This is a genomic window from Erwinia sp. PME.40.26/001, assembly GCF_055556675.1.
Genome location: NZ_JBVHNP010000010.1, coordinates 40,968 through 54,990 on the forward strand (window position 1 = coordinate 40,968; position 14,023 = coordinate 54,990).

Annotated in this window: 11 protein-coding genes and 1 pseudogene; 6 read left to right on the forward strand and 6 right to left on the reverse strand. The window is 57.6% G+C overall.

What is annotated here, in order from left to right; translation table 11 throughout:
- Positions 1-62: 62 nt before the first annotated feature.
- Entirely contained in the window at positions 63-1,265 is a 1,203-nt protein-coding gene (locus tag ACZ3HG_RS20050) for a sensor histidine kinase (protein ID WP_465334079.1), read from the reverse strand.
- Entirely contained in the window at positions 1,262-1,957 is a 696-nt protein-coding gene (locus tag ACZ3HG_RS20055) for a response regulator (protein ID WP_191934754.1), read from the reverse strand. The genes ACZ3HG_RS20050 and ACZ3HG_RS20055 overlap by 4 nt, the downstream gene beginning before the upstream one ends.
- 121 nt (positions 1,958-2,078) lie before the next feature.
- Between ACZ3HG_RS20055 and ACZ3HG_RS20060 the strand changes: the two genes are divergently transcribed.
- The gene (locus ACZ3HG_RS20060; protein ID WP_465334082.1) at positions 2,079-2,861 is read left to right on the forward strand and encodes a MipA/OmpV family protein; all 783 of its coding nucleotides are present in this window, start codon (positions 2,079-2,081) and stop codon (positions 2,859-2,861) included.
- Between the two features lie 14 nt (positions 2,862-2,875).
- Positions 2,876-3,007 (forward strand): hypothetical protein, encoded by a 132-nt coding sequence (locus ACZ3HG_RS20065; RefSeq protein ID WP_274604299.1) that lies wholly within the window; start codon positions 2,876-2,878, stop codon positions 3,005-3,007.
- Positions 3,008-3,024: 17 nt separating this feature from the next.
- On the opposite strand, the gene ACZ3HG_RS20070 is transcribed toward ACZ3HG_RS20065, so the two are convergent.
- Positions 3,025-4,122 carry a DUF1176 domain-containing protein gene (locus ACZ3HG_RS20070; protein ID WP_191934752.1) on the reverse strand — a complete coding sequence of 366 codons (1,098 nt, stop codon included), beginning with the start codon at positions 4,120-4,122 and terminating at the stop codon, positions 3,025-3,027.
- Between the two features lie 493 nt (positions 4,123-4,615).
- Here ACZ3HG_RS20070 and ACZ3HG_RS20075 point away from each other — a divergent pair.
- Positions 4,616-5,013 (forward strand): annotated as a pseudogene (locus ACZ3HG_RS20075) (DeoR/GlpR family DNA-binding transcription regulator); the annotation flags it as partial.
- A gap of 168 nt (positions 5,014-5,181) precedes the next feature.
- Here the strand turns inward: ACZ3HG_RS20075 and nudK are convergent.
- The 3 genes from nudK to ACZ3HG_RS20090 form a co-directional block, all read right to left on the reverse strand.
- Positions 5,182-5,760: a GDP-mannose pyrophosphatase NudK gene (nudK, locus tag ACZ3HG_RS20080; RefSeq protein ID WP_191934751.1), complete on the reverse strand. Its 579-nt coding sequence runs from the start codon at positions 5,758-5,760 to the stop codon at positions 5,182-5,184.
- Positions 5,761-5,908: 148 nt separating this feature from the next.
- Positions 5,909-7,357, reverse strand: coding sequence for an L-asparagine permease (gene ansP / locus ACZ3HG_RS20085; RefSeq protein ID WP_191934830.1), 1,449 nt, complete (start codon positions 7,355-7,357; stop codon positions 5,909-5,911).
- A 337-nt stretch (positions 7,358-7,694) separates the two neighbouring features.
- Positions 7,695-7,970, reverse strand: coding sequence for a YdgH/BhsA/McbA family protein (locus tag ACZ3HG_RS20090; protein ID WP_191934829.1), 276 nt, complete (start codon positions 7,968-7,970; stop codon positions 7,695-7,697).
- A 253-nt stretch (positions 7,971-8,223) separates the two neighbouring features.
- Between ACZ3HG_RS20090 and narQ the strand changes: the two genes are divergently transcribed.
- The 3 genes from narQ (at position 8,224) to acrD (ending at position 14,010) form a co-directional block, all read left to right on the forward strand.
- Positions 8,224-9,906 carry a nitrate/nitrite two-component system sensor histidine kinase NarQ gene (gene narQ, locus ACZ3HG_RS20095; protein ID WP_465334085.1) on the forward strand — a complete coding sequence of 561 codons (1,683 nt, stop codon included), beginning with the start codon at positions 8,224-8,226 and terminating at the stop codon, positions 9,904-9,906.
- Between the two features lie 4 nt (positions 9,907-9,910).
- On the forward strand, positions 9,911-10,549 hold the full coding sequence (locus tag ACZ3HG_RS20100) for a response regulator (RefSeq protein ID WP_191936834.1): 639 nt from the start codon (positions 9,911-9,913) through the stop codon (positions 10,547-10,549).
- 347 nt (positions 10,550-10,896) lie between these two features.
- On the forward strand, positions 10,897-14,010 hold the full coding sequence (gene acrD / locus ACZ3HG_RS20105; RefSeq protein ID WP_465334163.1) for a multidrug efflux RND transporter permease AcrD: 3,114 nt from the start codon (positions 10,897-10,899) through the stop codon (positions 14,008-14,010).
- Positions 14,011-14,023: the final 13 nt, after the last annotated feature.

Consider the following 14,023-nt stretch of genomic DNA (forward strand, 5'->3'; position numbering starts at 1 on the left):
GGTGATAGCCCTATTCAATCGTGCGACTGTCCAGATTTGCTGCACGTCCTGTCAAGGAAATGTCAATTCAACTGATTTTTCATTCCCGCCTCAGGAATGGCAAACGGCAGATAGAGGCTTATCGTCAGCCCCCGGTGTTCGGGCTGTGAGGCCACCAGCTTCCCCCCGCAGGCTTCACAGATAGCGCGGGCTATCGACAGGCCAAGCCCGCTGCCGCCAGAGTGGCGCGCGCGGGATGATTCGGCGCGGGTGAACCGTTCAAACATCAGCGGCAGAAACGCGGCATCCACACCCGGCCCATGATCGGTAAAAGCAATCAGGTAGCCTTTAAGATGGGGCTTTATCTCAATATCCAGCACCTTGCCTTCGGCAGCATAGCGCACCGCATTTTCCAGCAGGATAGTAAACACCTGCCCCATTCTGAACGGATCGCCGCGAAAAACGGCGGGGGCCGGTGCACTGACGTTAATGCTCATTGCGGCCGCTACGGCCTGAGGCCTGATCCAGGCTAACCGCTCGTTCAGCAGTTCCACCAGATCAAAGGTATTGAGGGTAAACGTGAGCTGTCCCGCATCGGCAAGGGACAGTAGATGCAGCTCATCCGTGAGACGGTTCAGGTGTTGCAGCTGCTTCATCACCATATTTAACTGGGTCAGATCGGGCGCAAACACGCCGTCCAGCATGCCCTGCAGCCGTCCGATAGCGGCGGTTAGCGGCGATCGCAGCTCGTGAGCCATCGCAACATGGGAAGCCCGCAGTTCCCGATCGTAACGTTCCAGCTGCCGGGACATCAGATTAAAGTCTTCCGTGAACTGCGCCAGCTCCGCAGGCGCGTTTTCCACCGTATCGGCCCGGGTACCAAATTCGCCGTGCGCCACGGATCGTGCCGCCGTGGCCAGCCGGCTGAACTGCTCCGAAAGCGGCCTGGCGGCACGTAGTCCGAGAACAATAATCACCGGCATGGCCATCAGGATTAACACCCACAACGTTATCCAGTCAGAAGAGGTGATGTCAGGCACTGAATAGCTGATGCCAAACCCGGCATCCGCCAGCTGGTGAAAGCGTAAGACGTCGCGTTCGGGATTTTTTAACAGGATAGCCAGCTCCTGACTCTCTGCGGGCGGCATACGGTTGAGCACCCAGTATTTCTGGATCACAAAGCGCAGCCACATGCAGAAGCCGATCATCACCACCGACCCCATCACCAGCGCAAGGATCCGCATGCAGATCCAGCGCCACAGACTCTGTTCTTTTGGCTGACTCATGGCTGTCTGAACCGGTAGCCGACGCCGCGCACGTTATGCAGCACGTCCGCAATGCCCGCGTTTTCCAGTTTCTTACGCAGGTTGTATACGTGAGTATCCACCACGCGCTCCAGCGCTTCGCTCTCGGGCAGGCAGCGCTCCAGCAGCTGCTGGCGGGAAAAAGGATAGGTCTGGGACTGCATCAGCGTGGTGAGCAGGGAGAGTTCCGTCGGCGTAAGCTCCAGCCAGGTGACGCTTTCGCCGTCGTGCCTGACGACCGCCGTCAGCGACTCCGTATCCACTTCCAGCCCCTGCCAGCGTAGGAGTTCTTTCTGACCGGTACGCACGGAAGCCCGGCGCAGCACGGCATGCACGCGTGCCACCACTTCACCGGGGTTGTACGGTTTAACAACGTAATCATCGGCCCCGTAGCGCAGCGCGCCGATTTTGTCCGGCGTGTCGCCCATGGCGGAAACCATAATCACCGGAATATCGCCCTTGCGCCGCACGGCGGCCAGCACATCACTGCCGTTCATCACCGGCAGCATAATATCCAGCAGGATCAGATCTGGCTTCCAGCTCTGCGCCATCTCCAGCCCGGCAAGACCGTCGCTGGCGATCGCCACATTAAAGCTTTCCCGCCGTAAATAAGCTTCCAGGACATTAGCCGCATCCGCGTCGTCCTCAATAATCAGTACGCGTTTCATCTGCATTTACTCACCTTGATTGTTTCTTCATAAAACCCTGGCAGGAAATTGACACTGCCTGTTCATCATTCGGTATCAGATGCGCGGCCGCTTGGGAGCCGTAATGATTCGGTGCTGAGGAGCGACGATGATAACCAGAAAACTTACCCTGTGCATTAGCTGTATTGCCGTTATGAACATCACGCTGATCGCCGGTGCCTGCGCCGCCGATCCGACCAGCCTGACCGTGGGGGTTGGCGCGACCAGTGCCCCGCGTTACAGCGGGTCCGACCAGCGCCAGTGGCAGTTTGCCCCGGTCATTCAGGCGCGTGATGGCGCGGTGTTTTTTGATTCGCAAAAGGGGCTGGGCTATGACCTGCAGGCTGATTCGGGACTCTATCTTGAACACACGCTGGGCTACAGCCTGGGGCGGTCAGAGAAAAACGCGTCATGGCGTGACGGGTCCGACAAACTGAAAGGGATGGGAAATATTGACGTCGCCCTGAACACGGCGGTCGCGGTCGGCTGGACCATTGAACCCTGGCTGTCCGTCGAGGGCAAAGCAACGCTGCCGTTAAGCGACAGTCAGGGGGTGCAATATCAGACGTCGGTGACGCTGATCCCCCTGCAAAACGACAGCGATACGCTGGCCTTCCAGTCTGCCGCGTTATTCGGTGACAGCCGCTATATGAATACCTTTTACGGAGTCAGCGGGCAGCAGAGCACCCGCAGCGGGTATCGCCGCTATTCGGCCCCCGGCGGCCTTTATGGTGTGGAAAACAGCGTCACCTGGGGACATCAGTTTACGCCGCAGTGGGGCACCACGCTGGTGGCAGGCTACACCTGGCTCAGTGATCATGCGGGTGACAGCCCGATTGTTTTCCGCCGTAACGAAGCCACAGCGACAGCGGCCGTCACCTACACCTTTTAATGAGCATGAAGAAGGTGACGCGGTTAACCTCACGGCTGGGCGATTTTCTTACCGACTATGACGTGGGGTTCGTGGCGCTGACCCTGGCTGGAATTGCCGCCATCCATTTACTGTTTTATTACCTGATGGCCTATTGCGATGCCTGAGCGCAGCGAGCACCGGCTCACTGCGCCTGCATTGCCACCATGCCCGGGTCCTGCTGCGGTGCAACGGACTGGCTTTCCCACAGTACCGGCCACTGATCGCTGCTGTGCCAGGCGTCACAGGTTTTCTCCTGTGCGTACTCTGCCAGCACGAACTGGCGGCCATTATACTGCCAGCGCGTGGCCACCCCGCAGTCGCCCAGCCCGCGATCCTTACTAAAGGTCAGCAGCTCACCGCGCGCCGCGTCAAAGTCGGCATTCACCAGCTCCAGATTATTATCGCTGCGATCCGGCAAAGAAAACGGCAGGGTCAGGGTAATACTTTTCGACACATAGGGGGCTGTCCGCGTCACCTCAAACGCCAGATCGATGACGTTGTAGGCCCCCATTTCACAGCTGACCAGCAGCAGCGCTTTGTCATCACTGAGCGGTGAAACACTGACTTCACGGCGCAGTGGATCCAGCGAACAGCTATCGCTGTTCACCCGCCAGGTGCCAAAATCAATCAGCCCGCTCGACTCCTCCTGGGTCAGGGCCTGCGGCATTCGCGGCGGCGCACTGATCTGCGGTAGCTGCGGGGCGGGCGGGACGCGGCTGGCCGCGTCATTGCCGCGCTGGATCAGGGCGCTACTGCCGTTCACCCTCCCCTGAATTTCATCCATCAGCATCAGTGCTTCCTTGAGCCCGCGCATGCCGATCACCGCATCCGCCCGGTACAGCAGTTGCAGCGTACCGGCGTCCATCACCTGCGCCAGGAATTCATCTATCGAAATGGCGTGCGTGGTCAGCAGGTGATGCGGCTCCACCTCCCAGTGTTTGAGATCGAGCCGCAGCCGCCGCCCGTCCAGCAGCAGATTGTCACGCAGCGCACCGCCGGGCAGCGGTCCGCTGTAACGATTACCGTAATCAAGACGCAGCTGTGTCGGGGCATCGCTGCCAGCCTCACGCTCCAGCGTCATCGCCAGGCCGTTATTGCCGGGAATGCTGCGCACTTCGCAGCTGTTGAGATTGTTACAGGTGATCTGCCAGTCAGAGAAGGTCTTCTGCAACGGCTGTGCCTGTCCAGAAGCGACGTAAGAGAGCGAAAGCAACCATAACCATTTCGTCCAGTAAGACATTGCTCGATGAAGTCCCTGTAAGGTAATGCAGAAAAGAAAGCCCGTGACGGGCAACCCGTAGGGCCCCTCTATCATGCTCAGTTAACGTCATGGCCTCAATCAGATTTATCGGACAGTCGCCTGTGCCGGTGGGGGGGGAATGGGTCAACACCACATAAACGGTTAGCAACAGTGATGATATTTTCAGTTACCGATAAAATGTCAGGAAATCAATTTTAGTAAAAGCCAGCATATTCACCCCAATTAATGTGACACACGTCACTCTTATATAAGAAAAAACAGTAAAACCCCTGCATTTATTTAGAGAGCGATCACTTTATGGCGCAACGTTAACCCCCGGGGGCCGGACGCCTGTCTGGTGCGCGTTTTGCGCGGAACGATGCCGTACCTTTTATCTACACCGGAGATATTTATGATGCCGATTGAACGTCAGCGACAAATCATCGACATACTCAGCCAGCAGGGCCGCGCACTGGTGGCTGGACGGGCGGAGTGGTGCCTGGCCCGCCAGCTGCCGGATATTGAATTAAACGTACTCACTCATTCACTGAGAACGGTAGAAACACGGGCGGTAAAAAGCAATTTACGCACCCGCTGTCTCAGCGGTGAATATTCTGCCCGCAATGAAGATTTTACCGGCGTGGTGGCTGTGCGTCCCCTCACGGAGTTTTTAATTAATAAAGCCTTCTTTTCCTGCGGCAGCTTGGGTACCGACGGTTATCTGCGGGAAGGGAATGAATAAAAGGGCATTTAAAACAGCAGGTGCTGCTGGCGTCTGAAAGGAAATACTTATTGCTGGATACCGGTAAATTTCTGCAACCGTCGTTTGCCCATATTTGTCATTACCGCGACGTCGACTTTTTAATTACCGACAGCCTGAAAGATAAAGAATGACAACAGGCGCTGGCGTGGAACGGGGCCAATATTAGTGACTGCTCGCGCCGTCAGGGGCGGCTCATTCCATGCCGCCGTATGCCGATGCGTTAGCCCGGCTACAGCAGCATCCGCCCAATCCAGGCCATCGCTCCGCACACGGCGATCTGTGTCAGTCGGTGATGGTTAATGGTGCAGCCAGCCCTCCAGCAGCGCGTGCTGCAACAGCGTCACGGTTTTACCGTCCTGGATCCGGCCATCCTTCACCATCGCCCAGGCCTCCGGGAAGGTCATTTCCAGCACGTCAATATCCTCGTCATCAATGCCGCCGCCCGCGTTGTCACGCCGCGACTCACTGTACTCGGCCGCAAAAAAGTGCACCATCTCGGTAACGCCGCCCGGGGACATATACAGGGCAAACAGCTTCTCCACCTCCCCGACCACGTAGCCGGTTTCCTCTGTGGCCTCGCGGCGAATGCACACTTCCGGGGAGTCGTCGTCCAGCAGTCCGGCGCAGGTTTCAATCAGCATGCCCGAAGGATTACCGTTTACCCAAGTGGCAATACGGAACTGGCGCGTCAGCACCACGCTGTTTTTTTCGCGATTGTACAGCAGGATGGTGGCACCGTTGCCGCGATCGTAAACTTCGCGTTTATGGCGGAGGGTGGAGCCGTCTTTTTTCGTCAGGTCGTAAGTGAAATTACGCAGGGTGAACCAGTTTTCTGACAGGATCTTATTTTTGATAACGTCAATCTTGGCTGACATACCGTCTCCGTTTGGGTTTCCGGGAGAGGAGGATCATAGAGGGTTTTGACGTCCAGAGCGATGAGAATAATAAGAAAAGGCGGCCCGGTGAGGGCCGCCCTGCTTAAGCAACTCGGGGAACAGGACGATGACATCGTCCCCCGGTTTATCAGTGGTTGTGTTCTTCCTGCGCCAGCGCATGAACCCGCTTGCGCGCGCCAAACCAGCCCAGCACCAGCACGATGGCAATCAGCGGGATAGCCGCCACGGTGTAGGTCCCGTTCGGATAGTCAAATGCCATCAGCACCAGCACGCTGAACAGGAACAGCAGCGTTAACCATGAAGTAAACGGAGCCCACGGCAGCTTGAAGCTGACATCTTCCGCTTTGCCTTCTTTAATGGCTTTGCGCAGGCGCATCTGGCACACCACGATAAACGCCCAGGAAGAAAGGATCCCCAGCGCCGCGACATTCAGCACAATTTCGAAGACGCGGGAGGGCACCACATAGTTCAGGTAGACACCAATAATGTAGACACCGATGGTCACCAGGATACCCATGTAAGGAACCTGCTGGCCGCTCATTTTCGACATGAATTTCGGTGCGGAGCCGCCCATCGACATGGAGCGCAGAATACGTCCCGTCGAGTAGAGGCCTGAGTTCAGACTGGACAGCGCCGCGCTCAGTACCACGATATTCATAATGCTGCCGACGTAAGGTACGCCAAGTTTGGAGAAGAAGGTCACAAACGGACTCTGCCCTGCCTGATAGGCATTCCACGGCAGCAGAAGGACCAGCAGCACCACCGACCCGACGTAGAACAGGCCGATACGCCAGATCACGCTGTTAATTGCTTTTGGCAGCATGGTTTTCGGGTCTTTACACTCGCCAGCCGCCGTGCCCACCAGTTCAATGGAGGCGAAGGCAAACACCACCCCCTGCACCAGCACCAGCGCCGGCATCAGCCCGTTCGGGAAGAAGCCGCCGTTATCGCTGATCAGGTGGAAGCCCGTCGCATTGCCATCCAGCGGCTTGCCGCTGCCGAGGAACACCACGCCCACCACCAGGAAGATGACAATCGCCAGCACTTTAATCAGGGCAAACCAGAACTCCATTTCGGCAAACCACTTCACGCCGATCATGTTCATGGTGCCAACAATGGCCAGCGCCCCGAGGGCAAACACCCACTGCGGCACATCACCGAACGCGCCCCAGTAGTGCATATACAGCGCAACGGCGGTGATATCGACAATCCCGGTCATCGCCCAGTTAACAAAGTACATCCAGCCCGCCACGTAGGAGGCTTTCTCACCGAGGAATTCGCGGGAATAAGAAACGAAACTGCCGCTTGAGGGACGGTGCAGAACCAGTTCACCCAGCGCACGAAGAATGAAGAAAGAGAAAATACCACAGACCAGATAGACAATGGCCAGTGCCGGACCGGCGGCCTGCAGGCGGGAGCCCGCACCGAGAAACAGCCCTGTACCAATCGCGCCACCGATGGCAATCATCTGTACGTGACGATTGTCCATAGCTTTATGGTAGCCAGAATCATGAGAGTTTAACCAACGCCTTCTTGCAGCGCGCTTTTCTGCGCCCGTTTTCTTTTCAGCTTTCATTGTCATTCCTATTTCCTGTCCACAAAGTGATGCGGTTACCTGTCCCGGGTATCCTGTTTCTAATAGGCCAACCAAACGATTGCGTACGCGACGCAGGCGTGGAAGATCTCCCTGTTTGCTGTAATTTTATTCATGCGCAAGCAGGAAAATCGCGGCGATGCATCCTAACCGTTCTGATTAATCGACGCAAAAATTCCACGCTGGAAATCGTGAGCTTTTGTAATTTTTGTCGGGTGGCGCATAAAAAAACCGACCGCAATTTGCGGTCGGTCAGTGCAAGCACTAAAGACTACACAGGGACAGACAGGGACTACAGGAGATGAGGGTAAAACAGGGCTTAACGGTAAATCTCAGCGTTTCCTGACCAGAGGCTGGAATCGCCCGGGGTGTTGGCACCGATCACCCGGAAGCTGCTGGCGCCCATGGCATCGGCTTTTTTCGCCAGATGACGGGTGGCATCATCCAGCGTGCCTCTGACGCCATTCACCGACACCGTGCCAATACTTTGCAAATCTGCCGCCTGGCTTTGTCCCACCTGCGTGGCGGCCAGCGTAGAGAATGACGTTGCAGCAAGCAGTGTGGCCGCGATCACTGCGGGTAACATCTTGTTCATCATGAAGCTCCTCGGGGAATCGTTTCGATTAATGTAGTGACGGGATTGATTATTACCTTTTCAATGAAAAGCAGAGTGAGCAGGGCGTAAAGCCGTTAAAACATTCCTGGTATTGCGCGTAACACTGCCAAGAAGCGTAAAGAGATATGTCGAATTTCAGCAGATGTAACCGTCAGTGACAGTCCGGTACTACTGCTTCAGTAAACCTTAGCGCGGCGTTATAATAACCCTCCTGATATTAAGGATGATTAATGTGACCATCACCCGCTCCCTGACGCACAGCCTGGCCCGCGCGCTGTTTACTATTGTTCTTCTGTCCGTCATTTCCAGCGGGCTGGCGCTGCTGACGCTTTCCGGCAGCTTGCGCGATGCAGAAGCAGTCAATCTGGCAGGCTCCCTGCGGATGCAGGTCTATCGCCTGAGCTGGGACATCAGCACGCGCTCCCCCCTTTCTGCACAGCATATCGCCGACTATCAGCGCACACTGCACTCCCCTGCGCTGGAAGCGCTGGACCGTTTTTATGTGCCGGATACCGTGCGCCAGCGCTATCGTGAACTGCTGGTCACCGCGCGGCAGACCGCCTCCGCGACAGCGGGAAACCACCAGCAGGTGATTACCGAGGTTGATAAAATCGACCAGTTTGTGCTGGCTCTGCAGCACTGGGCCGAGCTGAAAATGCGTCTGGCCGCCCTCGCCTGCCTGCTGGGTTTACTGGCCATTAGCCTGAGGGTCTGGTTTATTCTGCGTCATATTCGCCAGCGGGTGGTCGGCCCGCTGCAACAGCTGGTCAGCGCCAGCGAAGCGATTGAACAGCGGCGCTTTCATCTCCCCCCACTCAGCACCGACCTGCCAAATGAACTGGGGGTGCTGGCACGGGCGTTTACCCGAATGTCCGGCGAACTGGAAAAGTCGTGGCGGGCGATGTCCCTGAATGTGGAGGAAAAGACCGCCGATTTAACCCAGGCCAACCGCCGCCTCAGGCTGCTTTACGCCTGTTCGCAGCAGCTCAGTCACAGCATCAAGGGGCAGGAGGCGTTTCAGCAAACGCTGCGGCTGGTGTCTGACCATGAAAAGCTCAGTTACATTGAGCTTTCCACGCCCGAGTTTGGGCGACTGAGCGCAGGGCGTAGTGTGCCGGACAGGGCGTGGCAGACGCTGCCCCTTCACCCACACCCGGAGCAGCCCCCCTGCGGTGTGCTGCACTGGCAGGCGGAGGAGAGCGAGTCGCCGCTGATGAAAAGCGTGGCCGCTTTACTCGTCCATGCGCTGGAGCTGTGGCAGGCACAGCAGCAGGTGCAGAGTCTGCTGCTGCTGGAGGAGCGTACGACCATCGCCCGTGAACTGCATGATTCGCTGGCGCAATCCCTGACCTTTTTACGCATTCAGCTGGTCAGACTGAAACGTACTCTGGACGCGGAGGCCACCGCTGCGAGGGAGATCGTGACCGAGTTTGAAGAGGCACTGAGCACGGCAAACCGGCAGCTGCGCGAACTGCTCACCACCTTCCGGCTGACCATTGAACCGGCCAGCCTGACGCGCGCCCTGGAGCAGGTCATCGCTCCCCTGCGCCAGCAGACCGCCGCACCGATTGTGCTGAAGGGACAGCTTGAAGTGCGGCTTCCGGCCCAGCAGCATATTCACGTATTGCAGATTGTCCGCGAGGCCCTGCTTAATGCCGTACAGCATGCGAACTCAACGGAGATCGCCGTCAGCGGCGATTACGATGCGACAAGCGGGCTGACGATAGTCATTGATGATAACGGCGTGGGCATTGCCTCGCTGGAAGAACCCGAGGGTCACTACGGCCTGAACATCATGCATGAGCGCGCTGCAAGGCTGAACGGCCAGCTGACCATCGTGCGCCATGCGCACGGAGGCACGCGCGTGTCTTTACACTTTAAACCGCTAACCGAAATGGGTTCTGACAAGGAGTAGCACCATGGAAGACAACACCGTCAGCGTGATGATTGTCGACGATCACCCTCTGATGCGTAACGGCATTCGCCAACTGCTGGCGCTGGAGCCCCGGTTCAGGGTGATTGCAGAGGCCGGCAATGGTCACGATGCGATAGCGCAGGCGCTGCTGAACCCGCCAGATCTGATCCTGCTAGATTTGAAAATGAAGGGTCTGTCCGGTCTGGAGACGTTTAACGCCCTGCGCGCCAACGGCATACCCGCCCGGATCCTGGTGCTGACGATTTCTGACCAGCGCAGCGATATTTCCGCCCTGCTGGAAGCCGGGGCCAGCGGTTATCTGCTGAAGGACAGCGCCCCGGAACAGCTGCTGTCACAAATTATCCAGGTGGCAGAGGGGGGCGTCGCGTTCAGCGCGCCGCTTAACGCGCTGCGTGATAACGACAGCTGGAAAGCTGATCCGTTTATTATTCTGACCGAACGTGAGCAGGAGGTGATGAAAGAGGTAGCCTGCGGCCTGTCTAACAAGCAGATTGCCGAAAACCTGACCATTTCGGAGCAGACGGTCAAAGTCCATATCCGCAACGTATTACGCAAGCTGAACGTCCGTTCGCGGGTGGCAGCCACCGTGATGTGGCTGGAGTCGCATCACGCCAGTCTGTAACCACAGGTGCGTTTACCTGTGGCATAATTTACATATTCTCCTCAATTTCTCCACGATTGTTTCGCCGGCGGCGGGTACAGTGGTCCCCTGCCGGAGCACGTTGAATAAATTCATAAATTTGTCCCGTACCGGCCAGAGAGACCGACGGGATATTTGCCCCGAACGCCGCAGGGAACACAGGCACTATTTTGTTATTTTTTGAGGTTATACCCACCATCATCCATCCTGCAGGCTGACGCCAGCCCGTAACGCCCCGCGCGCAGATCGTTATCTGACCGGCGCGAACGGGCGTGCGACGCGCCTGCCGCGGTAACATGATGACGGATATACATGCTGCGGAGCTTGAGATGGCCAACTTCTTTATCGATCGCCCTATTTTTGCCTGGGTGCTGGCAATTCTGATGTGTCTGACCGGGGGTCTGGCCATCGTCTCTCTGCCCATTGAACAATATCCCGACCTGGCCCCGCCTAACGTCCGCATCACCGCCAACTATCCGGGTGCGTCTGCTGAAACGCTGGAAAACACCGTTACCCAGGTGATCGAGCAGAATATGACCGGCATCGATAACCTGATGTATATGTCGTCGCAGAGCAGCAATACCGGCCAGGCAACGATTACGCTGACTTTTGAAGCCGGGACAAACCCTGATGAGGCCCGCCAGCAGGTGCAGAACCAGTTGCAATCTGCGCTGCGAAAACTGCCGCAGGATGTTCAGTCGCAGGGCGTGACGGTCAATAAAACCGGTGATACTAATATCCTGATGGTCGCCTTCGTGTCGACCGACGGCAGCATGGATAAACAGGATATCTCGGACTATGTTGCCAGTAATATTCAGGATCCCCTCAGCCGCATCGACGGCGTAGGCCAGGTGGATGCTTACGGTTCGCAGTATGCCATGCGTATCTGGCTCGATCCCAATAAGCTGATTAACTATGCCCTGACCACCAGCGATGTGGTCACCGCCATTAAATCGCAGAACAGCCAGGTGGCGGTAGGCCAGTTGGGCGGGCTGCCCTCTGTCGACAGCCAGGCGCTGAATGCCACCATCAACGCCCAGTCCCTGCTGCAAACCCCGGAGCAGTTCCGCGATATCACCCTCAGGGTCAATGCCGATGGCTCCGTGGTAACGCTGGGTGATGTGGCAAAGGTGGAGCTGGGCGCGGAGAAGTATGATTACCTCAGCCGCTATAACGGCATGGCCGCGTCAGGGCTGGGGGTCAAGCTGGCCTCCGGGGCCAATGAGCTGCAAACGGATACCCTGGTCCGCGCCCGTCTTGACGAACTGTCACACTATTTTCCCCACGGGCTGAAGGCGGAGATCGCCTACGAGACCACGCCGTTTGTCAAAGCCTCCATTGAAGACGTGGTGAAAACCCTGTTTGAAGCCGTGCTGCTGGTCTTCCTGGTGATGTACCTGTTCCTGCAAAACTTCCGTGCCACGCTGATCCCGACCATTGCCGTGCCGGTGGTGCTGCTGGGCACTTTTGGCATTCTCTATCTCTTCGGTTACAGCATCAACACGCTCACCATGTTCGCGATGGTGCTGGCCATCGGCCTGCTGGTGGATGATGCCATCGTGGTGGTGGAAAACGTCGAACGTATTATGAGTGAAGAAGGCCTGTCGCCGCGCGAGGCGACGCGCAAATCCATGGGGCAGATACAGGGGGCGCTGGTCGGTATCGCGCTGGTGCTGTCGGCGGTCTTTATCCCGATGGCCTTCTTCGGCGGCACCACCGGGGCTATCTATCGCCAGTTTTCAGTCACGATTGTCTCCGCCATGGTGCTCTCCGTACTGGTAGCGATGATCCTTACCCCTGCCCTGTGTGCCACGCTGCTGAAACCACTGGCCAAAGGCCACCATCACGGCCGCCGGGGATTCTTTGGCTGGTTTAACCGCCTGTTTAACCTCAGCGCTGAACGCTACGAGCGCGGCGTGGGCAAAATTCTGGCCAAAGGGGGACGCTGGCTGGTGCTGTATGTGGCGCTGATCGCCGTGATGGCCCTGCTGTTTATTCGCCTGCCCACTTCTTTCCTGCCGCTGGAAGACCGGGGTATTTTCACCACGCAGGTTCAACTGCCGCCAGGCGCCACCCTGCAACAGACCATGAAAGTGGTGGAAAAAGTCGAGAAGTACTATCTGACGCACGAAAAAGACAACGTGCTGTCGGTATTCGCCACCGTGGGTGCCGGCCCCGGCGGCAACGGGCAGAACGTGGCACGTATGTTCGTCCGCCTGAAAGACTGGCAGGATCGCACCGGCAGTGACAATACCGCCTTCGCCATTATTGAGCGCGCCACCAAAGCCTTTGCAAAAATCAATGAGGCGAAAGTGATTGCCAGCAGCCCACCCGCCATCACCGGGCTGGGCAACTCGGCCGGCTTTGATATGGAGCTGCAGGATCATGCCGGGCTGGGCCATACCGCGCTGATGGCGGCACGCAACAGCCTGCTTGAGCTGGCGCAAAGCAACCCGTCCCTGACCCGGGTCCGTCATAACGGTCTGGATGACAGCCCGCAGTTGCGCATTGATATTGACCAGCGGAAAGCCCAGGCCCTGGGCGTGTCGCTGGATGATATTAACGCGACGCTGCAAACCGGCTGGGGATCAACCTACGTCAATGACTTCCTTGACAGAGGACGGGTGAAAAAAGTTTATGTCCAGGCTGACGCTACCTTCCGCATGCTGCCAGACGATATCAGCAAGTGGTACGTCCGCAATGCCAGCGGCGAAATGGTGCCCTTCACCGCCTTTGCCCGCTCTCACTGGGAGAGTGGTTCACCCCGGCTTGAACGCTACAACGGCTATTCCGCCGTTGAAATTGTGGGGGAATCGGCACCGGGCGTCAGTAACGGTGCGGCCATGGACGTGATGGAGAAGTTGGTCAGCCAGCTGCCGGTGGGGATTGGCCTGCAGTGGACAGGGGCATCGCTGCAGGAGCGTATGACGGGCGCACAGGCCCCGGCGCTGTATGCCCTGTCGTTACTGGTGGTGTTCCTGTGCCTGGCCGCCCTGTACGAAAGTTGGTCGATTCCTTTCTCGGTCATGCTGGTGGTACCGCTGGGGGTGATTGGGGCGCTGGTGGCCACCTGGCTGCGTGGGCTGGAAAACGATGTCTATTTCCAGGTCGGTCTGCTGACCGTGATCGGACTGTCGGCGAAAAATGCCATCCTGATCGTTGAATTTGCCAGTGAGATGAACACCCGCGGCGGCGACCTGGTGGAATCGACCCTGGAAGCATCGCGCCAGCGCCTGAGACCGATTCTGATGACTTCGCTGGCCTTTATTTTCGGCGTCCTGCCGATGGTGATCAGCAGCGGTGCCGGGTCCGGCAGCCAGCACGCGGTCGGGACCGGAGTGATGGGCGGGATGATCTCCGCCACGGTACTGGCGATCTTCTTTGTGCCGCTGTTCTTTGTGCTGGTTCGCCGCCGCTTCCCGCTGAAAGATAAACCCCAGTAAAAAGCAAAAAGGC

Coding starts and splice junctions, on each gene's coding strand:
- ACZ3HG_RS20050 (WP_465334079.1), bottom strand. CDS start 1,265: ATGAGTCAGCCAAAAGAACAGAGTCTGTGGCGCTGGATCTGCATGCGG.
- ACZ3HG_RS20055 (WP_191934754.1), bottom strand. CDS start 1,957: ATGCAGATGAAACGCGTACTGATTATTGAGGACGACGCGGATGCGGCT.
- ACZ3HG_RS20060 (WP_465334082.1), top strand. CDS start 2,079: ATGATAACCAGAAAACTTACCCTGTGCATTAGCTGTATTGCCGTTATG.
- ACZ3HG_RS20070 (WP_191934752.1), bottom strand. CDS start 4,122: ATGTCTTACTGGACGAAATGGTTATGGTTGCTTTCGCTCTCTTACGTC.
- nudK (WP_191934751.1), bottom strand. CDS start 5,760: ATGTCAGCCAAGATTGACGTTATCAAAAATAAGATCCTGTCAGAAAAC.
- ansP (WP_191934830.1), bottom strand. CDS start 7,357: ATGAAAGCTGAAAAGAAAACGGGCGCAGAAAAGCGCGCTGCAAGAAGG.
- ACZ3HG_RS20090 (WP_191934829.1), bottom strand. CDS start 7,970: ATGAACAAGATGTTACCCGCAGTGATCGCGGCCACACTGCTTGCTGCA.
- ACZ3HG_RS20100 (WP_191936834.1), top strand. CDS start 9,911: ATGGAAGACAACACCGTCAGCGTGATGATTGTCGACGATCACCCTCTG.
- acrD (WP_465334163.1), top strand. CDS start 10,897: ATGGCCAACTTCTTTATCGATCGCCCTATTTTTGCCTGGGTGCTGGCA.